This window comes from Thermocatellispora tengchongensis (genome assembly GCF_014202315.1).
GTDB lineage: Bacteria > Actinomycetota > Actinomycetes > Streptosporangiales > Streptosporangiaceae > Thermocatellispora > Thermocatellispora tengchongensis.
Map to the genome: position 1 here is coordinate 155,791 of NZ_JACHGN010000016.1, position 18,476 is coordinate 174,266.

Annotated in this window: 17 protein-coding genes and 1 pseudogene; 7 read left to right on the forward strand and 11 right to left on the reverse strand. The window is 71.8% G+C overall.

Annotated elements, in window-relative coordinates:
• The first annotated feature begins 582 nt into the window (after positions 1–582).
• Positions 583–1,626: a tyrosine-type recombinase/integrase gene (locus HNP84_RS55415; protein ID WP_185053886.1), complete on the forward strand. Its 1,044-nt coding sequence runs from the start codon at positions 583–585 to the stop codon at positions 1,624–1,626.
• 42 nt (positions 1,627–1,668) lie between these two features.
• Here HNP84_RS55415 and erm read toward each other — a convergent pair whose 3' ends face one another.
• Positions 1,669–2,412 (reverse strand): ErmE/ErmH/ErmO/ErmR family 23S rRNA (adenine(2058)-N(6))-methyltransferase, encoded by a 744-nt coding sequence (gene erm / locus HNP84_RS33170; RefSeq protein ID WP_221337093.1) that lies wholly within the window; start codon positions 2,410–2,412, stop codon positions 1,669–1,671.
• A gap of 575 nt (positions 2,413–2,987) precedes the next feature.
• Between erm and HNP84_RS33175 the strand changes: the two genes are divergently transcribed.
• On the forward strand, positions 2,988–3,755 hold the full coding sequence (locus HNP84_RS33175; RefSeq protein ID WP_185053888.1) for a MerR family transcriptional regulator: 768 nt from the start codon (positions 2,988–2,990) through the stop codon (positions 3,753–3,755).
• A 4-nt stretch (positions 3,756–3,759) separates the two neighbouring features.
• Here the strand turns inward: HNP84_RS33175 and HNP84_RS33180 are convergent, their stop codons facing one another.
• The 4 genes from HNP84_RS33180 to HNP84_RS33195 all read right to left on the reverse strand — a co-directional run bounded on the left by HNP84_RS33180 (position 3,760) and on the right by HNP84_RS33195 (position 10,374).
• On the reverse strand, positions 3,760–4,794 hold the full coding sequence (locus HNP84_RS33180; RefSeq protein WP_221337062.1) for a DUF4037 domain-containing protein: 1,035 nt from the start codon (positions 4,792–4,794) through the stop codon (positions 3,760–3,762).
• Positions 4,795–4,853: 59 nt separating this feature from the next.
• Entirely contained in the window at positions 4,854–5,621 is a 768-nt protein-coding gene (locus HNP84_RS56355) for a GNAT family N-acetyltransferase (RefSeq protein WP_221337063.1), read from the reverse strand.
• 4 nt (positions 5,622–5,625) lie between these two features.
• On the reverse strand, positions 5,626–7,056 hold the full coding sequence (gene purB, locus HNP84_RS33190; RefSeq protein ID WP_185053889.1) for an adenylosuccinate lyase: 1,431 nt from the start codon (positions 7,054–7,056) through the stop codon (positions 5,626–5,628).
• 99 nt (positions 7,057–7,155) lie between these two features.
• Complete coding sequence (locus HNP84_RS33195; RefSeq protein ID WP_185053890.1) at positions 7,156–10,374, reverse strand: efflux RND transporter permease subunit; 3,219 nt, start codon at positions 10,372–10,374, stop codon at positions 7,156–7,158.
• 127 nt (positions 10,375–10,501) lie between these two features.
• Between HNP84_RS33195 and HNP84_RS33200 the strand changes: the two genes are divergently transcribed.
• A complete protein-coding gene (locus HNP84_RS33200) occupies positions 10,502–10,987 on the forward strand; it encodes a MarR family winged helix-turn-helix transcriptional regulator (RefSeq protein ID WP_185053891.1) in 486 nt (161 codons plus the stop codon).
• A gap of 29 nt (positions 10,988–11,016) precedes the next feature.
• Here HNP84_RS33200 and HNP84_RS33205 read toward each other — a convergent pair whose 3' ends face one another.
• On the reverse strand, positions 11,017–12,378 hold the full coding sequence (locus HNP84_RS33205) for an MFS transporter (RefSeq protein WP_312926344.1): 1,362 nt from the start codon (positions 12,376–12,378) through the stop codon (positions 11,017–11,019).
• 77 nt (positions 12,379–12,455) lie between these two features.
• On the opposite strand from HNP84_RS33205, the gene HNP84_RS33210 reads away from it, so the two are divergent.
• The gene (locus HNP84_RS33210) at positions 12,456–12,842 is read left to right on the forward strand and encodes a MerR family transcriptional regulator (RefSeq protein WP_185053893.1); all 387 of its coding nucleotides are present in this window, start codon (positions 12,456–12,458) and stop codon (positions 12,840–12,842) included.
• Here the strand turns inward: HNP84_RS33210 and HNP84_RS33215 are convergent.
• Both HNP84_RS33215 and HNP84_RS33220 read right to left on the reverse strand, forming a co-directional pair.
• Positions 12,818–13,504 (reverse strand): annotated as a pseudogene (locus HNP84_RS33215) (NAD(P)-dependent oxidoreductase); the annotation flags it as partial. The gene HNP84_RS33210 and the pseudogene HNP84_RS33215 overlap by 25 nt on opposite strands.
• Positions 13,505–13,725: 221 nt before the next feature.
• Positions 13,726–14,136, reverse strand: a complete 411-nt coding sequence (locus tag HNP84_RS33220) for a MerR family transcriptional regulator (RefSeq protein WP_185053895.1) — start codon at positions 14,134–14,136, stop codon at positions 13,726–13,728.
• A gap of 62 nt (positions 14,137–14,198) precedes the next feature.
• Here HNP84_RS33220 and HNP84_RS33225 point away from each other — a divergent pair, with 62 nt between their 5' ends.
• Together HNP84_RS33225 and HNP84_RS55420 are read left to right on the forward strand one after the other, a co-directional pair.
• The gene (locus HNP84_RS33225) at positions 14,199–14,906 is read left to right on the forward strand and encodes an SDR family oxidoreductase (RefSeq protein WP_185053896.1); all 708 of its coding nucleotides are present in this window, start codon (positions 14,199–14,201) and stop codon (positions 14,904–14,906) included.
• 55 nt (positions 14,907–14,961) lie between these two features.
• A complete protein-coding gene (locus tag HNP84_RS55420) occupies positions 14,962–15,096 on the forward strand; it encodes a hypothetical protein (RefSeq protein WP_256863446.1) in 135 nt (44 codons plus the stop codon).
• Positions 15,097–15,524: 428 nt separating this feature from the next.
• Here the strand turns inward: HNP84_RS55420 and HNP84_RS33230 are convergent, their stop codons facing one another.
• Positions 15,525–16,166, reverse strand: a complete 642-nt coding sequence (locus HNP84_RS33230) for an FMN-dependent NADH-azoreductase (RefSeq protein WP_185053897.1) — start codon at positions 16,164–16,166, stop codon at positions 15,525–15,527.
• A 57-nt stretch (positions 16,167–16,223) separates the two neighbouring features.
• On the reverse strand, positions 16,224–16,802 hold the full coding sequence (locus HNP84_RS33235; protein WP_185053898.1) for a hypothetical protein: 579 nt from the start codon (positions 16,800–16,802) through the stop codon (positions 16,224–16,226).
• Here HNP84_RS33235 and HNP84_RS33240 point away from each other — a divergent pair.
• On the forward strand, positions 16,801–17,997 hold the full coding sequence (locus HNP84_RS33240; protein WP_185053899.1) for an IS701 family transposase: 1,197 nt from the start codon (positions 16,801–16,803) through the stop codon (positions 17,995–17,997). The genes HNP84_RS33235 and HNP84_RS33240 overlap by 2 nt on opposite strands.
• Here the strand turns inward: HNP84_RS33240 and HNP84_RS51460 are convergent.
• Positions 17,904–18,464 carry a helix-turn-helix domain-containing protein gene (locus HNP84_RS51460; RefSeq protein ID WP_281396361.1) on the reverse strand — a complete coding sequence of 187 codons (561 nt, stop codon included), beginning with the start codon at positions 18,462–18,464 and terminating at the stop codon, positions 17,904–17,906. The genes HNP84_RS33240 and HNP84_RS51460 overlap by 94 nt on opposite strands.
• Between the last annotated feature and the right edge of the window lie 12 nt (positions 18,465–18,476).

Consider the following 18,476-nt stretch of genomic DNA (forward strand, 5'->3'; position numbering starts at 1 on the left):
GCCCCGCCTGTCTCCAGCAGCGCGAGCGGATCGTGTGAATTCGGCGCTGGAGCGCTTGCGCCGGCCCTGGCGCGAGTGTGAGATCCATGTGGGGCCGGGTGTGTGTCCAGCGGATCGTGCCGTGTGATCGACGCGGTGGGCCTCGATTCCGACGCCTGCGGCCGTCTCACGGCCATATACGACGTCGCCGCCTCCAAACAAGCCCGGCGGCCGGTCGCCGATGGCTCACGGGCGGTATCTGGACGCGATGCCTCTCCCCCACCCGGCGGCCATCTGCGTGGCCGTCGCGGGTGGCGAGTGCCGGATTCGGCAGGGCGCGTGGTGCGACGGGCACTCGCGGTCGTTTGGCCGGTGCTGCCGGGCGGCGGTATGGAAGGTCGTCCCGGCCTGCGCGGCGAGCGCGATGGCCGCCGCCGCTCTGCCTCGCGTGTCCTCGCAGCGGGTCAGGGACATGGCGGCCTTGAGGGGTGTGTGGTCCCGTGTCCGGGGTGTCGCCGTTCCCCCGGCTTCGGCGGTGGGATTGTCGGTGGGGGCGGGTAGGTTCGTGGGGCGTGATGATCGAGAAAGGACTCCCCTGAGATCATGCGGCCTGCGGAGCTGAATCGCCTCACGGTGGTGGAGGCGGCCGATCGTTATGTGGAGCTGGTCCGGGCCCGGACGTTGACGGGTGCCCTCTCCCCCGCGACGGCCGAGGTGTATGCGCGGGATGTGGCGACGTTCGTGGCGCTGGCGGGTGCGGATCGGGTGCTGGATGATCTGGACGGCGCGGATGTGGATGCGGTTTTGCTGGCGTTCGCGCGTAAGCCGGATGGGCGGCGGGCCGGTGGGGCGGACGGGGATGAGGGGGGTGGGGCGCGGCAGAGTGCGGCTTCGCAGGCGCGGTTCCGGCGGTCGGTGTCGGCGTTGTTCAAGCATGCGGTGCTCGCGGGGTGGGTGCAGGTGAATCCGATGACGGCGGCGACGGTGACGGCGCGGGAGCGGGGTGGGTTGCGGCCGGAGCGGCGGGCGTTGACCAGGGAGCAGGCGCAGGGGTTGATCGGGGCGGCTCGGGGTCTTGCCGGTGACGGTGCGGGGGTGGAGGCGGGGCGGCGGCGGGATCAGCGTACGGGGTTGCGGGATGGGTTGATCGTGTTGTTGCTGGCGACGGTGGGGCCGCGGGTGTCGGAGCTGGTGCGGGCGAATGTGGAGGATTTCTACACCAATGACGGGGTGCGGTATTGGCGGATCTTCGGTAAGGGGGGTCGCACGCGGGATGTGCCGTTGCCGGGGGACGTGGCGCGGGTGCTGGATGTGTACCTGGCCGAGGGGCGGGGGGTGCCCGCGGCGGGGGGCGATGGGGAGAAGGCGTTGCTGTTGTCGTGGCGGGGGCGGCGGCTGGCGCGGGGTGATGTGCAGGCGGTGATCGATCGGGTGTTGCGGCGGGTGGATCCGGCGCGGCGGCGGTCGGTGACGCCGCATGGGTTGCGGCATACGACGGCGACGCATCTTCTCGCCGATGCGGTGGACATGGATGCGGTGCGGCGGGTGCTGGGGCACAGCGATCTGGCGACGTTGGGGCGGTATCGGGATGAGTTGCCGGGTGAGCTTGAGGTGGCGATGCGGGCGCATCCGCTGCTGCGGGAGTAGCCGGCCCGGCGGGAGTCCCCGCCGGGCCGGCTGGTGGGGTGGTCAGGTGGTGAGGTGGTGGTAGAGGGTGAGCCACTGGTCGGGGTGGACGTAGGCGACGACGGTGGCGGGGTCGAGGCCGGCCGCGCGGAAGGCGGCGTCCACGCGGCGGGCGGGGTAGCGGCGGGTGAGTGAGGCGCGCAGGGTGCCGCCGGTGCCGGTGAAGCCGAGTGCGACCAGGTCGTGGTAGCCGCGCAGGGCGGCGGGCGGGAGCAGGTCGGCGGGGCGGCGTTGGATGCGCAGGATGGCGGAGTCGACCTTGGGGATGGGGCGGAAGCTGTGGCGGTCGATGCGGCCGTGCAGGTGCCAGGTGTGGCGGGGCCAGGTGGTGACGGTCAGGCGGGTCCAGCGGCCGTAGTCGCCGGTGCGTTTGCGGGCGTATTCGAGCTGGGTGACGAGGGTGGCGGAGGTGAGGGTGGGGGCCTGCAGGCACCATCGGACGATGCGTGCGGTGGCGGAGTAGGGGATGTTGCCGACGACGGCGAAGGGGTGGCGGGGTGGGTGTGCGGTGGTGAAGTCGGCGCGGACGATGTGGATGCGGTCGTCGTCGCGGGTGGCGTGGGCCAGGCGGTCGGCGAGGCGGGGGTCGAGTTCGTAGGCGATGACCTTGCCGGCGCGGCGGGCCAGGGCGCGGGTGAGGCTGCCTTCGCCTGCTCCGGGTTCGAGGATGAGGGTGCCGGGGCGTGGCCGTGCGGCGTGCAGGATGCGGGCGATCTCGTGGGGGTCGGTGAGGAAGTTCTGCGACAGGGTGCGCCTGGCGTGGTCGCGGTCGGTGCGGGGCCGGCGCGGGGTGCGGCCGGTGCGCTGGTGCGGCTGGTCGTTGTGTGCGTTGGAGCGCGCCACGGTGTTTCGCCCTTCGGGTCCGAGAGGAGGTGCGGGTGTTGTCTCGGAGGCCCTGGGCACGCGTGCAGGACGGCCGGGCGGCCTGTTGGTGGGTCCGCCGGGGTGCCGTGGTTACGGTGCAGCCGTGAAGGTTTCGGCAGCGCGGTGATGACGGGCGCGGCGTGCGGGATGTGCGTGGTGCCGCGCGTGGCGCTGGAGGAGGCTGCGCGTCCTACCGGGCCAGGGCCCGGGTGGCGCGAGGCCGGATGACCATGCCCACCCAGAGGGCGGCGTTGCACAGCGCGTGGTTCATGCCGACCAGGCTATGGGACGGCTGTGGCGGGGTCCACTGGTTTTGGCCCGGCGGGTCGGGGGGCGGCGGGTGCTACCGGGTGGCGTGCCGTGCGGGCCGGTTCGGGCCGTCCCGGGAAAAGGGGTTGAGCCTGACGTAACGTGAGGCCGCAGGCTGGTCCACGTAAGCGAGGAAAGGGGTGGCCGCGGTGAGCCTGTCGGTCGGTGAGGTGGCCAAGCTGGCCGGGGTCAGCGTGCGCACGCTGCACCACTACGACGAGATCGGGCTGGTACGGCCGGGCGGGCGCACGCGCGCCGGTTATCGCCGCTACGGCGATGAGGACGTCGAGCGCCTGCAGCAGGTGCTGTTCTACCGCGAGCTCGGCTTTCCCTTGGAGGAGATATCCGCGATCCTGGCCGATCCGTCCGCCGGCACGGTGACGCATCTGCGGCGGCAGCGCGAGCTGCTGTCGATGCGCATCCGGCGGCTGGAGGCCATGGTCGCGGCTGTGGACACGGCGCTGGAGGCGCACACGATGGACATCAAGTTGACGCCGCGCGAGCGGCTTGAGGTTTTCGGCGAGTTCCGCCCGGAGGATCACGCCGCGGAGGCCGAGCGGCGCTGGGGCGGCAGCGCGGCCTGGCAGGAGTCCCAGCGGCGGATGGGCTCGATGACCGGCCAGGACTGGGTGCGCTTCAAGGACGAGGGTGCGCTGGTGGTGGACGGTTTCCTCAAGGCCCTGGCCGACGGCGAGCCGGCCGGCGGGGAGCGGGCGATGGAGCTGGCCGAGCAGCACCGGGCGCACATCACCCGCTGGTGTTATGAGTGCACCTACGACATCCACCGCGGCCTGGGCGATCTGTATGTGTCCGATCCGCGGTTCACCGCGGCCTACGACTCGCAGGCGCCGGGCCTGGCCGCCTACATCCGTGAGGCGATCCACGCCAACGCCGAGCGGGCCGAGGCGCGCGGGTAGGGCGTCAGGGGTGCAGCGCGGCGGCGGTGACGGCGCGCCGCGCCTCCGGCCCCGGCAGGGCGGCCGGGTCGCACAACTGGTCGATCGATCCTGCCGGGGCCAGGGCCCGCACCCGCGGGTCGGTGATCGTCTCCAGCAGTGCGGCGGCGAAGCGGCCGGCGTCGATGACGGGGAAGGGCCGGGTGGAGTACGGGCGGGCGGTGGTCTGCAGCGGGCCGGTCAGGGCCAGCCGGTTGTGCAGGGCGGCCACCCGCTCGTAGGCGGCGGCCAGGTGGCGCTGGCGTTGGCGCCACTCCCCCGCCGCCACGGCGGCCGCGAGCGCGTCGCCGAGTTCGGCGGTGCCGGGCAGGCGGGTGAAGGCGGTGCCGAGCCATTTGGCGTAGGGCGGGTAGCGGCGGCGCATGAGCAGTGCCAGGCGCATCACGTCGCCGGCGAGGCGGGCGGTGATGACGGCCGAGCCGAGGTCGTCGCCGGCCTCGCCGCTGCGGCCGGGGAAGCTCTCCTGCCGGGCGATGCGGGCCCACTGGCAGGCCAGCACGTATCGCCAGACGTCGGCGGGGTACCAGCGCAGGGCGGCGCGGGCGTGTTCCAGCACGCCCAGCCCGTCGTGGAAGACCTCGCCGCCGGTGATCTCGGCCAGGTGCTGCCAGGGGGCGGCCAGCCAGTCCAGGGGGGTGGCGGGCCGGGCCAGCGGGTCGAATCCGAGCCGGTCGCGCAGCCAGTCGGGGGCGTGGTGGACGCGCACGCCGTGGCGTGGCGGGTCGGCGTCGGAGCCGAAGACGGTGCGGTGGCCGCGGAAGGCGGCCGGCAGGCGGGGGGCGATGGCCTCCTCGATCCCCGCGGGCGCGTCCCGGGGCACGAACACCAGGACCCGCGGCCCCCAGTCGTGGTCGGTGGAGCGGGGGGTGTCGCAGGCCAGCACGTCCGATCCCGGGCCGATCAGGGCCGCGCTGTGCGGCACGTCGGCCAGTAGCGGGCGCACGATCTGGGTGTAGAAGTCCCGCGACAACTCCAACCCGGGCACGAAACCGGACATCATTGCCTTAACATTGCCTTCCGGGCGGCCGTCGCGCATCAGGTTTTCCGCCCGGCCGGTGTTCACGTCTCCGGCGGCGGGGCGGAGGCGACGGGGCGGGCGGTGTAGCCCAGGTGTTCGTACACGGCGATGGCGGCGGTGTTCCAGTCGTCGACCATCAGCGCCACCGACCGGCGGGTGGTGAGCAGTTCGGCGGTGACGAACGCGCACACCCGCCGCGCCAGCCCGTGGCCGCGGGCGTGCGCGGCGGTGGCGACGCCGGCCAGGAAGCCGGTGGCGCGGGTGGACCAGGCGTCGGCGGCGACCGCGGCCAGCGCGCCGTCGTGGCGGGCGCCGGCCCAGCGGTGCACTCCGGGCATGCCGGGGGTGGCGTAGGAGCCGGGGTGGTGGTCGGCCAGCAGCGCGGCGACCTGCGTGTCCAGGGCCGGCTCCAGCCAGTGGGCGCCGGCGGGGCGGGGCGGCGGGGTGCGGGTGCTCATCCAGGAGAACACCGTGGCCGGGCGTTCGGGGCCGGCCAGGCGGGTGATCAGGCCGGCCTCGCCGAACAGGCGGTAGGTGGGGCCGCATTCGGCGGCGGCGTGCCGCGCCAGCCGGGCCGCCTCGGCCTCCGCCTGTGCCTGTGCCTGTGCGCTGTTGGCGGGGGCGGTGTGGACGGCGATGCGGTCGCGGGCGCACACGCCGGGGGCGGCCACGGCGACCGCGGCGCCGCACCGCCAGGCGCGCACGCCGGGCCGCAGGTCCTGCGCGGTCCAAAGGACGATCTCCTCGCCGCCGCAGGCCTCCTCCAGTTCCGCCAGGGTGGCGATCGGGGTGATCGGGGCGGGCGGCACGGGGTTACAGGATCGCGCCGGGACGGTAGGCGGCGGCCTCGGGGTGGCGTGCGGCGATCTCGCGCACCCGCGCCACCACGTCGCCGACCTGGGCGGCGGCGGCACCGGTGAAGGTGACCCGGTCGGCCAGCAGCGCGTCCAGTTCGGCGCGGCCGAGCGGGAAGCGCTCATCGGCGGCCAGGCGCTCCAGCAGCGGGTTGGCGCCGCCGTCGGCGCGCATCCGCAGCGCCGACGCCACGGCGTGCTGCTTGATCAGCTCGTGGGCGCTCTCGCGGCCCACGCCCGCGCGCACCGCGGCCATGAGCATCTTGGTGGTGGCCAGGAACGGCAGGTAGCGGTCCAGTTCGGCGGCGATGACGGCCGGGAAGGCGCCGAACTCGCCCAGCACGGTCAGCATCGTCTCCGCCAGGCCGTCGAAGGCGAAGAAGGCGTCGGGCAGGGCGACCCGGCGCACCACCGAGCACGACACGTCGCCCTCGTTCCACTGGTCGCCGGCCAGCTCGCCGGTCATGGCCGCATAGCCGCGCAGCACCACCGCCAGGCCGTTGACGCGTTCGCAGGAGCGGGTGTTCATCTTGTGCGGCATGGCCGAGGAGCCGACCTGGCCTTCCTTGAACCCCTCGGTGACCAGCTCGTGGCCGGCCATGAGCCGGATCGTCAGCGCCAGGCTGGAGGGGGCGGCGGCGAGCTGGACCAGCGTGGTGACCACCTCGTAGTCCAGTGAGCGCGGGTAGACCTGGCCGACGCTGGACAGGCGGCGGGAGAACCCCAGATGGGCGGCCACCCGGTCCTCCAGCTCGGCCAGGGCGGCCTGGTCGCCGCCCAGCAGGTCGAGCATGTCCTGGGCGGTGCCGACCGGGCCCTTGACGCCGCGCAGCGGGTAGCGGGCGATGAGGTCCTCCAGCCGGGCGTGGGCGGCCAGCAGTTCCTCCGCGGCGGTGGCGAACCGCTTGCCCAGGGTGGTGGCCTGGGCGGCGACGTTGTGGGAGCGGCCGGCCATCACGGTCAGGGCGTGCTCGGCGGCGCGTTCGGCCAGGCGGGCCAGCAGCGCCACCACCCGGTCGCGCACCAGCAGCAGGCTGTCGCGGATCTGCAACTGCTCGACGTTCTCGGTCAGGTCGCGCGAGGTCATGCCCTTGTGCACGTGCTCGTGCCCGGCCAGGGCGTTGAACTCCTCGATGCGGGCCTTGACGTCGTGGCGGGTGACGCGCTCACGCGCGGCGATGGAGGCCAGGTCGACCTGCTCGACGACCTTCTCGTAGTCGCCGATCGCCTCGGCGGGCACGGCCACGCCCAGGTCGGCCTGGGCGCGCAGCACGGCCAGCCACAGCCGGCGCTCGGCGATCACCTTGTGCTCCGGCGACCACAGGCGGGCCAGCTCGGGCGAGGCGTATCGGCTGGCCAGGACGTTGGGAATGCGCGGCTTGGCGGTCACGTTGCCGCAGTCTATCGCCGCCGCCGCGCCCGGACGCCGTAAGGGGGCCCGGCCGTGCGGCCGGGCCCCCTTACGGGTCGATCGCCTCACCCAGGGGGGTCAGGTGGTGGAGGGTGACAGCGCCTGCTCGCCGACGACCTTCACCTCCGGCTCGCCGCCGCTTTTGGGCTTGCGGCGCAGCCGCTCCTTGGTGCGCTCGACCATGGTGTACAGGGTGGGCACCAGCACCAGGGTGAGCAGCGTGGAGGAGATCAGCCCGCCGATCACCACGATCGCCAGCGGCTGGGAGATGAACCCGCCCGATCCGGTCAGGCCCAGCGCCATCGGGATCAGCGCGCAGATCGTGGCGACGGCCGTCATCAGGATCGGGCGCAGCCGGCGCCGCCCGCCTTCGATGACCGCCTCGGTGATGCCCATGCCCTGTGCGCGGTACTGGTTGATCAGGTCGATGAGCACGATGGCGTTGGTCACCACGATGCCGATGAGCATCAGCATGCCGATCAGCGCCGGCACGCCCAGCGGGGTGTCGGTGGCCAGCAGCAGGCCGATCGCGCCGGTCGCGGCGAACGGCACCGACACCAGCAGGATCAGCGGCTGCACGAAGCTGCGGAACGTCGCCACCATGATCATGAACACGATGGCGATGGCGGCCAGCATCGCCACGCCCAGGTCGGCGAACGCCTCGGCCTGGTCGGCGCTGACACCGCCGACGGTGTACGTGGCGCCGGCCGGCAGGGTCAGCCCGTCCAGCTTGCGGGTCAGCTCCGCGGTGGTCGAGCCCAGGTCGGCGGCGGTGGCGGTGCCCGAGACGGTGGCGCTGCGCTCGCCGTCGATCCTGGTGACCTGGGTGGGGCCCTTGACCTCCTCGACGTCGGCGACGTCGTCCAGCTCGATCATGCCGGCCGCGGTGGGCAGTTCCAGCTCCCGCACGGCCTTGACGTCCTCGGGGGCGTCGCCGCCGCGCAGCACCATGTCCTGCGCGGTGCCGTCCAGGGTGATCTGCCCGAGGGGGGCGCCGCGGAAGGCCTGCGCGACCGCCTGGCCGATGGCCTGCTCGCTCAGCCCGCGCGCGGCCGCCTCCTCCCGGTCCACCTTGACCTCGATGCGCGGCGCGCTGGCCTCCAGGTTGGAGGTCACATCGCGCAGGCCGTTCACCTGCGTCATGGCGGTGCGCACGGTCTCGGCGGCGGTGGCCAGGGTGTCGGTGTCGGGCGCCTGGACGATGACCTGCACCTGGTCGGAGGCGAAGCCGCCGCCCTCCTGCCCGCCGACGGTGACCTCGCCGACGTCCCGCAGCCGCGAGACCTGCTCGCGCAGCTCGTTCTGCACGGCCTCGGCGTCGGCCTCTTCCTTGACGGTGACGGAGAAGGAGGCGCGGTCGGCGCCGCCGCCGCCGAACCCGAACGCGCCGTCGCCGCCGCCCACGGTGGCCTGGTAGGACTCCACGCCGTCCAGGCCGGCCAGCACCTGTTCCACCTTCTTGGCCGCCTCGTCGGTGGTCTCCAGGTCCGTCCCGACCGGCATGCGCTGGCTGACGGAGATGGTGTCCTGCCCGGAGGAGTCGATGAAGTTGGTCTGCAGGTTGCCCGCCAGGCCCATCGTGCCCACGAAGATGACCAGGCCGGCGAGCACGGTGATCAGGCGGCGGCGGGTGGCGAAGCGCAGCACCGGCAGGTACATGCGCTGCATCGGGCTGCGCAGTTCCTTGGCCTCGGCCGCCTCCCGCACCGCGCGCGCCTCCTCCGGCGACAGCAGCGGCGCCTTGAGGAACCAGTACGCCAGGATCGGCACCACGGTCAGCGACACCAGCAGCGAGGCCAGCAGCGCCACGGTGACGGTCACCGCGAACGGGGCGAACAGCTCCCCGACCATGCCGCCCACCACCGCGATCGGCAGGAACACCGCCACCGTGGTCAGCGTCGAGGCGGTGACCGCGCCGCTCACCTCGCGCACCCCCGACATGATCGCCTTGCGTTTGGGCTCGCCGTAGCCCAGGTGGCGTTTGATGTTCTCCAGCACCACGATCGAGTCGTCCACCACCCGGCCCACGGCGATGGTCAGCGCGCCCAGGGTGAGCAGGTTCAGCGAGTAGTCGCCCAGCCACAGCGCGATCAGCGCGATCACCACCGACAGCGGGATCGACACCGCGGTGACCAGCGTGGAGCGCACCGACAGCAGGAAGACCAAGATGACCACCACCGCGAAGGTCAGCCCGAGCAGGCCCTCGGTGGTCAGGTCCTCGATGGAGCGCTCGACGTAGGGGGCCTGGTCGAACACCACGGTGATCGCCGCGGCGTCGCCCAGCGCCCGCACCATGTCGCCGATCTTGTCCCGGACGGCGTGGGAGATCGCCACCGCGTTCCCGTCGGGCTTCATCGTGATCGACACGCCCAGGCTCGCCTCCCCGTTGGTGCGGGTCAGCGAGGTGGCCTCGGCCGGGACGCGCTCGACGTCGGCCACGTCGCCCAGCCGCACCGGCTTGGGCGCGGCGGGCTGCTGCCTGCTGCCGGGCGCCTGGGCCTGGCCCTGCGCGGCGCGCGCCTGCTGCTGCTGGGCGCCGGTCGGCGCGGCCGGGGCCGCCGGGGTGAGGTAGAGGTCCTTCAGGTCCTCAAGGTCGGCGATGCGGGTCCCGACCTGGACGGTCATGGTGCGGGAGTCCTCGGTCAGGCTGCCGGCCGGGATCGGGGTGCCGTTGGCGCGCAGCGCGTCGGTGATCGCGGTCACGCTCAGCCCGTTGCGGGCGAGCTTGCCCTGGTCGGGGGTGATGACCACCTGATCCTCGCGGGCCCCGGTCACCTCGGCCGTGCGCACCCCCTCCACGGCCTGCAGCTCCGGCACCATGACCCGTTCGATCCTCTCGGCCATGGCGCGGGCGTCGCCGCCGTCGGCCACGGCCAGCACCATCACCGGCAGGTCGTCGGTGTTGCCCGCCACGATCTGCGGGTCCACGTCCTCGGGAAGCTGGGCCTCGATCCGCGAGACCGCCTGCTGCATGTCGGCGATGGCGGCGTCGATGTCGGTGCCGTACTCGAAGGCGACCTGGATGCTGGCCGACCCCTCCCGCGAGGTCGAGGTCGTCTCGGTGACGCCCTCAAGCCCCTGGAAGCTGTTCTCGATCGGCTCGGTGACCTGCTCCTCGACGATCTCGGGGGAGGCGCCGGGATAGGCGGCCACCACGAAGGCCCCGGGGAAGGTCAGCGAGGGCAGCAACTGCTGGTTCAGCGCGGGGATCGCGTAGGCGCCGAAGGCGCAGAGCACTGCCGCGATCATTATCACGAGGCTGCGGTTGGCTAGGCTCAACCTTGCCAGGACGGTCACGGGGGCGGGCTCCTCAAAGGGATACGAGATGGCGATCAACTGTCATTTCGTCCCACACTAACACTTCGCGCGTTACGAATATTTGGCCTGGCCATGAATCCTGATAGCCTTCTCAGGAAGGCGAGAGGTGAAAGTGGCCAACGAACGCGAAGAGCTGATCGAGGCGATCAGCCAGATGCAGCGCGACCTGAGCCGGGCCTTCGCCCGCGACCGGTCCCTGCCCCTGCTGGCGTCCAACCTGACGATGCAGCAGCTCAAGACCGTCCTGCTGCTCTCCTCCCTGGGCTCGGCCTCCGGTCAGGACCTCGCGCACGAGCTCGGCGTCGGCCTGGGCACCGTCACCGGCATCGTCGATCGCCTCATCGGCCACGGCCTGGTCACCCGCCGCGAGGACCCCGCCGACCGGCGGGTGCGCCGCGTCGAGCTCACCGAGGCCGGCGCCCGCCTGACCGACGAGCTGGCCACCGCGGGCCTGGACAACCTGCGCCGCGTGCTCGAACAGCTCGACCTGGACACCCTGCGCGCCCTGGCCCAGGCCACCGGCAAGATCCGCGAGGCCGCCATCCGCCTGCACCACGACCCCGCCCCCCACCTGCGCCGCAAGGTCGGCTGACGACCCGCGCCGGACACCCGCCGCCGCTGTCAGCCGCGCCGCCAGGCCGCCACCCCCACCGCCACACCGGCCGCCGCCGCGCCCGCCGTCACCCAGAACGCCGCGGCGAACCCCGCCGGGCCCGGCACCGCCTGCAGCACCAGCGTCAGCACGGCCACCGCGACCGCCGAGGACACGTACTGCGACGTCGTCAGCACCGCCCCCGCCGTGCCCTGCCGCGCCGCGGCCACGTCCCGCGTCCCGATCACGAACATCGCGGTGTAGATCACCCCGTGGGCGAAGCCGCTCACCAGCAGCCCGCCGAGCATCCCCGCCGCGTACGACCCCGACCCGCCCGCGACGGCCAGCCAGCCCAGCCCGGCCGCCGCCAGCGCGAACCCGCCCGCCAGCACCACCCCCGCGTGCACGCCCCGCACCAGCCGGCCCGCCACCACGTTCCCCACCGTGACGATGGCCGCCAAGGGCAGGAACGCCAGGCCCGCCGCCAGCGCCGAGAACCCGCGCAGCGACTGCAGCGACAACGTCACCAGGTAGAACTCCGACCCCACGCTCGCCATGTACAGCGCGGTCGCCACCGCGCCCAGCCGCAGCGACCCGGTTCGCCGCAACTCCCGGTCCACCAGCGCCCGCCGGCCCCGCGCCTCGTGGGCCACGAACGCCGCCACCAGCACCAGCGCCGCCGGCACGTATCCCCCGCCGACGCCGCCGTCCTCCGCGCCCGCCGACAGCGCCGCCACCACCGCCAGCACCGCCCCCGTGCCCAGCACCGACGCCAGCAGCGGCACCCGCGCCTCGCGGTCGCCGCCGTCCCGGCCGAACCAGGCCAGCCCGCCCGCCGCGCACACCAGCACCAGCGGCACGTTCACCCAGAACGTCAGCCGCCACGACAGCGACCCCAGCACGCCGCCCAGCACCACCCCCGCGGCCAGCCCGGCCGCGCCCACCGCCCCCCACACCGCGAGCGCCCGGCCCCGCTCGGCCCCGGCCGCGAACCGCGAACCCAGCAACGCCAGCACCGCCGGCTGCAGCAACGCCGCACCCACCCCCTGCGCCGCCCGGGCCGCCAGCAGCGCCACCCCCTCCTGCGCCAGCCCGCCCAGCACGCTGGCCCCGCCGAACACGCACACCGCCGCCACGAACAGCGGCCGCCCGCCCACCCGGTCGGCCAGCCGTCCGCCCACCAGCAAGAACCCCGCGAAGAACACCGCGAAGGCGCTGACCACCCACTGTGCCGCCGCCGGCCCCAGCCCCAGGTCCCGCGCGATCCCCGGCAGCGCCACATAGACGATCGAGAAATCGACCGCGATCAGGAACTGCGCCACCGACAACACCGCCAGCGCCGCATCGGAACCACCGCGCCCGCGCACCGGCGGGGAAGACACACTCCTCACGGCCCGATGGTCCATCCTTGACACTAGTGTCAAGGTCAATCCCGCGTCCCGGACCGAAAGCGAGCCCCATCCCCGCCATGCGCATCGGCGAACTGTCCCGCCGCACCGGCGTCCCCGCCCGGCTCCTGCGCTACTACGAGCAGCAGGGCCTGATCACCCCGCGCCGCACCGGCAACGGCTACCGCGACTACGACGAACCCCTCGTCGAACGCGTCCAGCAGATCCGCGGCCTCCTCGACGCCGGCCTGCCCACCCGCGTCATCCGCCAGATCCTCCCCTGCCTGGACGACCCGCCCACCATCGTCATCTGCGACGCCACCCCCGAGACCGTCGCCCTGCTGGAGCAGGAACGCCGCCGCATGGACGCGCGCATCGCCTGCCTGACCCGCAACCGCGACGCCATCACCGCCTACCTGGACGCCGTGCACGCCGCCCGATCTCAGGACCCGCCGCCGGCGGGGTGATCGGCCGCACCGCCCTGAGCAGGCGGCGGACGACGCCGGGAGGGCGGGTGTCGCGGGCGCGCTCCCGGCTCAGGGGCGCCGGCCGGCACCTCGTTGACCGGGTAACGGGCCGGCTGCCCGGTCAGGACCCGCACGGCCTCCTGGGCGGCGATGCGGCGCACCGTGGCGATGGCCTGCTCGGAGTAGTAGGCGGCGTGCGGAGTGATGATCACGTTGGGCAGCGTGAACAGGGGGTCGCGCGGACGCCGGCCGCGTCGCTTCGCCGGCTCCTCCTCAAGGTCGTCCAGCGCCGCGCCCGCGGTCCACCCCTCGGCCAGGGCCTGGTGGATCGCGGTGTCCTCCACGATCGGGCCGGGCGCGGTGTTGACGAGGACGGCGGTCGGCTTCATCCTGCGCGGCGTCGCCCGGTCGAAGGTGTGGCGTGTCCGCGGGGTGAGCGGCGCCTGGATCAGCAGGTAGTCGCCGCCTTCCACCAGTTCCCCGAACGACACCGGCCGCACCTGGTGCGCTCGCATCTCGCCCTCCTCCACGAACGGGTCGTGCGCCCAGACCCCGACGCCGAACGCTTTGGCGCGTTCGGCGTCGAGCCGGGCGATGAAGCCGAAGGACAGCAGCCCGAACACCCGGCCCATCAGCCGCCGGATCGGCTCCCCGCTCTGCCATTGCCATGTGCCGGGGGGCGACCAGCATCGGAACGAGAAGTCGCGTTAGCGGGCCTGGTGGAGTCGGCGTAGCGCGGATGGTCGTTCCGGGCGACAGCCGCCGCTGAACACCGGCCCGGCCGCCGTTGAGGCGCCAGGTCCCGGCGGGATGAATTCGGCCGGGAAGCGGTTCTTGTGGTGTCCACCTGCCAGCGCTGCCGGAACAGCCTCTCGCATTGCAGTCAGTGCCGCGGAGGTGACGTGTGCGATGCGGCGACGTCCGCGCTCGCCGAGCACGTCGCTGGAGAATTCTCGTACTCGGCGGCGAGGCGGATCAGCTCTTCGAGTCGATCGTGCGCCCTGGTCAGGGCGTCGATCTTGACCCGGATACGGGCACGCTCGTCCGTGAGTCGGCGTGTCATCTGCGAGGTCGCGACGAGGGTGTCCAGGAACGGGAGGATCTGCAGGATCGCCTTACTGGTCAGACCGGCCGCGTAGAGGAGCTGGATGAACTTCACCCGCTCAACGGCAGACTCGGGGTACCGGCGGTGGCCGCTGGGGCTGCGGTCGGCGATGACGAGCCCCTGCTCTTCGTAGTACCGCAGCGCACGGACGCTGACTCCAGCACGTTCGGCCACCTTTCCGATGCGCATGGCACCTCCCGTGCAGTCCGGACTTGATCCTCACGTTGACGTGAGGATCTAGCGTACGCCTTATGAACATTCACGGAGCGACTGCGCTCGTCACCGGAGCCAACCGCGGCATCGGCCGCCACCTCGCCGCCCAGCTCGTCGAGCGAGGCGCGAAGGTCTACGCGACTGCCCGTCGTCCCGAGTCCATCGATCTCGACGGCGTCGAGGTCCTCGCCCTGGACATCTCCGACCCGGACTCCGTCTCGGCCGCAGCCCGCGTAGCGGGCGATGTGAACCTGCTGGTCAACAATGCCGGCATCGGAGGCGGCGCCCTGCTCGGTGACCTGCAGGCGGTCCGTGCCGCGCTGGACGTGAACTTCTGGGGCACGCTGTCGATGGCCCGTGCCTTCGCGCCGGTCCTCGCAGCGAACGGCGGGGGCGCGATCGTGAACATGGCCTCTTCGGCGTCCTGGTTCGTCTTCCCCGGCAGCAGCGCCTACGCGGTGTCGAAGGCGGCCGTCTGGAGCATGAGTAAAGCGCTGCGCCAGGAACTGGCCGGTCAGGGCACGCTCGTCACCTCAGTGCATCTTGCGATGGCCGACACCGACATGACAAAGGGCTACGACATGCCCAAGATGGACCCCGCCGATGTCGCCCGTATCACCCTCGACGGTGTCGAGACCGAGGCGCTCGAGGTGGTCGTCGACGAGTTCACCGAAATGGTCAAGGCATCGCTGAGCAAGGACCCGCGGGAGTTCGACAAGCAGTTCCACCAGTTCCTGAACGCCTGACCGCAACCCATCCGCTCCCTACAAGGTGCGGAACGCACCCGGGCGCTTAAGCGATGTGGCCGGAACCCTGCTGTCGCAGGCACCCGCCCCGCCGCGGGTGCGGGCGGCGGCGTTCCGGATGCTCGCCACCCTGCCCGGCGTCAAGGCCGAGGGACGGCGGCCGACCCGATGGGCCGTACCGGAAGGGTGATCTCCCTAGCGCCGGCGACGACCGTCCCGCTCGGCCTGTACACCGCGCCCAAGCAACTGGGCACCTACCAGTCGATCCGGTCGGCGGGCGCCTTCCGGCCATCCGCGACTGGTGGCCACGCCGCCGCACGGCAGCCGGGCCCTCCCGCCGGGAGACGACCGACGGCAAGCCCCGCTGCCTGGAGGCTGCGGACATGCCGGACCGCTTCCTGAAGACAGGCGAGTTTTCCTCGTATCAGGTGTTCGCCGTGGCGGAGTGGACCAACACTCCACCGAGGTAAGCCCCACTCCACAAGCCGCCGTGCCCACCTCGCCGGGCACGGTTACACAGCGCTACTTTGGGGCTGGTGACCGACTCGAGTGGGGGCCTACGTGACTGACCTCCTGGACCGGGCGACAACTTTCCGTCGGATCCCGGAGAACGCGTCCTCAGCCGGCCAGGGCCGGCTTGCGCACATTGTTGGCGGCCTCCTCACGGGAGGTGTCGGCAATCGATTTGAACTGCTCCAGCGCGGGGACAGAGTGCGCGAGCGTCATCTCGACATGGACGAACTCGAGGTTGCGGTCCAGGCCGATCTGCTCCAGCAGAGCTCGCAGGTAGGGCATCTGAAAGTCGTAGCACTCGCGAGGGGTGCCCGGGCCGTACGCGCCGCCCCGGGCGGTCACCACGATCGTCTGCTTCCCGGTCAGCAGGCCCTCGCTCATCGGCTCCTGAATCATATGTTCCTTAACCGTAACCCGGTCGAACCATGCTTTCAGCACTGACGGGATCGAGTAGTTGTACATGGGCACACCGAGCACGATGGTGTCGGCCGCGCGGAGCTCCTTGATCAGCGGCTCGGAGACGGACCAGGCGCGGCGCTGGTCCTCGTTCAGCCCTTCCTGGAGCAGCAGGCCGGCGACCACCGAAGCCTCGTCGACGTGGGGAATCGGCGAAGCGCCGAGATCCCGGTACACGTATGTGTGGTCGGGGTTGGCCTGGCGCCATTCCTTGGCGAAGATCCCGGTGATCTCCCTGGTCACCGAGCCGTCCTGGCGCATGCCGCAGTCGATGTGGAGCAAGGTCGGCATCGCTGTCCCCTCATGGGTGCGGTGAAGAATAGGGGGTCGGAAAGGTGCGGGGATGGATCAGCGGTGTGCGCGCAGTGTGGCCAGCAGCCATGCGAAGGCCGGGACCGCCGGTGGGGATGGTTTCTCGCCCTTGAGGATGCTCAGGAGCTGCCAGTACCGCTCAACTCGGGGCTCGGCGACCATCTCCAGCCACGTGATCAGGGCGGCGGTTTCCTCTGCGGGAAGGTCGTCGGGGATGATCCGCTTCAGGATCAGGTTCGCCCCGGTCGACTCCGGCGCGATTCCGCGTGACAGAGCGGCGCCTGCGTGCTCGAGGACCAGGGGCCGGAGGTTGAGGCCGTACTCCAGGCGGTTGTTCTTCTCGCCGCTGAGGACCATTCGGCGGACCATCTGCCGGAAGCTCTCGTCGCCCGCCAACTCGGCCAGTTCCACCCACGCGTTGATCTGTTCGGAGGTCGGGTCTTCCGGGAGGTTGGACGGGAGTTCACGCATCCATCCCGCGACGAGCGTGGCGTCCTCATCGATGACGTCGGCGAACACGCTGTCGACGAAGTCGTCGATGATCTGCTGGCGTTCCCGTGCTGAGAGTCGAGCTAGTACTACAGCCTGGTTTTGTGATCTATAGTCCTGATCCATGTCGGACGAGTTAGCGGCTGATGATGTTCAGGCGTGGGCAGATGGGCTTGATGCGCTGTTCGCCCGAGTGGCGGGCCGGTTCGGCCGGGTGGAGCCGCGGCGCCAGGCTAGGGCGTACCTGACCGGGCTGCTGGCCCCGGTGGAGCGCAAGAACAGCTGGCAACTGGCCGAGGCGGCCGGGGATGCGGCGCCGGATCGGATGCAGCGCCTGCTGAGCAGTGCCCGATGGGATCCCCGGCAGGTGCGCAATGACCTGCGCGCCTACGTGATGGACAACCTCGGCCACCGTGACGGCGTGCTGATCGTGGACGATACCGGATTCCTCAAGAAAGGCGACCGGTCGGCCGGGGTGCAGCGCCAGTACACCGGCACCGCCGGCCGGGTGGAGAACTGCCAGATCGGGGTCTTCCTTGCTTACGCCTCCCCGCTGGGCCGGGCGCTGATCGATGCCGAGCTGTACCTGCCGAAGTCCTGGACCGACGACCGGCCCCGATGCGCCCGCGCCGGCGTCCCCGATCAGGTGCAGTTCGTCACCAAGCCCGCACTGGCCCGGACGATGCTCACCCGCGTGTTACAGGCGGGCGTACCGGTCTCCTGGGTGACCGCCGATGAGGCCTATGGCATGGACTACAAGTTCCGGCGCTTGCTGGAAGAGCACCGCCTGAGCTACGTGGTGGCGGTGCCGAAGAGCCAATGGATCGGCACGGGGTGGGGCGGGGAGATCCGCGCGGACACCGCGACGGCCCAAGCTCCGCCCGAGGCGTGGAAGCGCCGTTCCTGCGGTAAGGGCGCCAAGGGCGAGCGTCTGTATGACTGGGCGCTCGCTTCGGTGCACTTCGAGGCTGAGCCCGGCTACCAGCGCTGGCTGCTGGTACGGCGCAGCCTCACCCCTAACGCCAAGGGTGAGCTTGAGCTGGCCTGCTACCTGTGTTACGCGCCGGTGGGCACCACTTTGGAGGATCTCGTTGCCGTGGCCGGTGCCCGCTGGGCGATTGAGGAATGTTTTCAGTCCGCCAAGAACGAGACCGGCCTGGACCACTACCAGGTCCGGCGCTACGACGCCTGGCACCGTCACATCACCCTCGCAATGCTCGCCCACGCCTATCTGGCCGTGACCGCCGCGCACGCCCCAAAAGTCCGAGCGGCCTGGTCCACCTCACACCAGCAGAGATCCGCCGTCTCCTGGCACGCCTGACCACCGCGATCAGGCAGCCCTTCGACTTCAGCCTCGCCTGGTCCCAACGCCGACGACACCACCAAGCCCGCGCCCAAGCTAGCCACTACTGGAAACGCTGGCTTCGACATCACGAAATCAGGCTGTAGTACTAGCGCGTTGATCAAGGCGATCTCCTTGGTAGAGCTGTCACGGTGGGCGAGAATGCGCAGGACGGACCGGCGGATCTTGAGGGTGCGGATCTCGGCGTCGAGCGCTTTGACGTGCAGGTCCGCCACTTCGCTCACCGTGGCTCGCTGCTCCAGCACCTGCTGGATGGCATCAAGACCGAGCCCGAGATCGCGAAGCGTCCGAACCAGGTCCAGCCGCACGACCGCCTCCGCGTCATAGAGCCGGTACCCGCCCTCCGACCTCTGGACCGGAGGGACGATGCCGCTGTCGGACCAGAAGCGGATCGTGCGCACCTGCAGCCCCGTACGCTGGGCCAGCTACCCGATCGT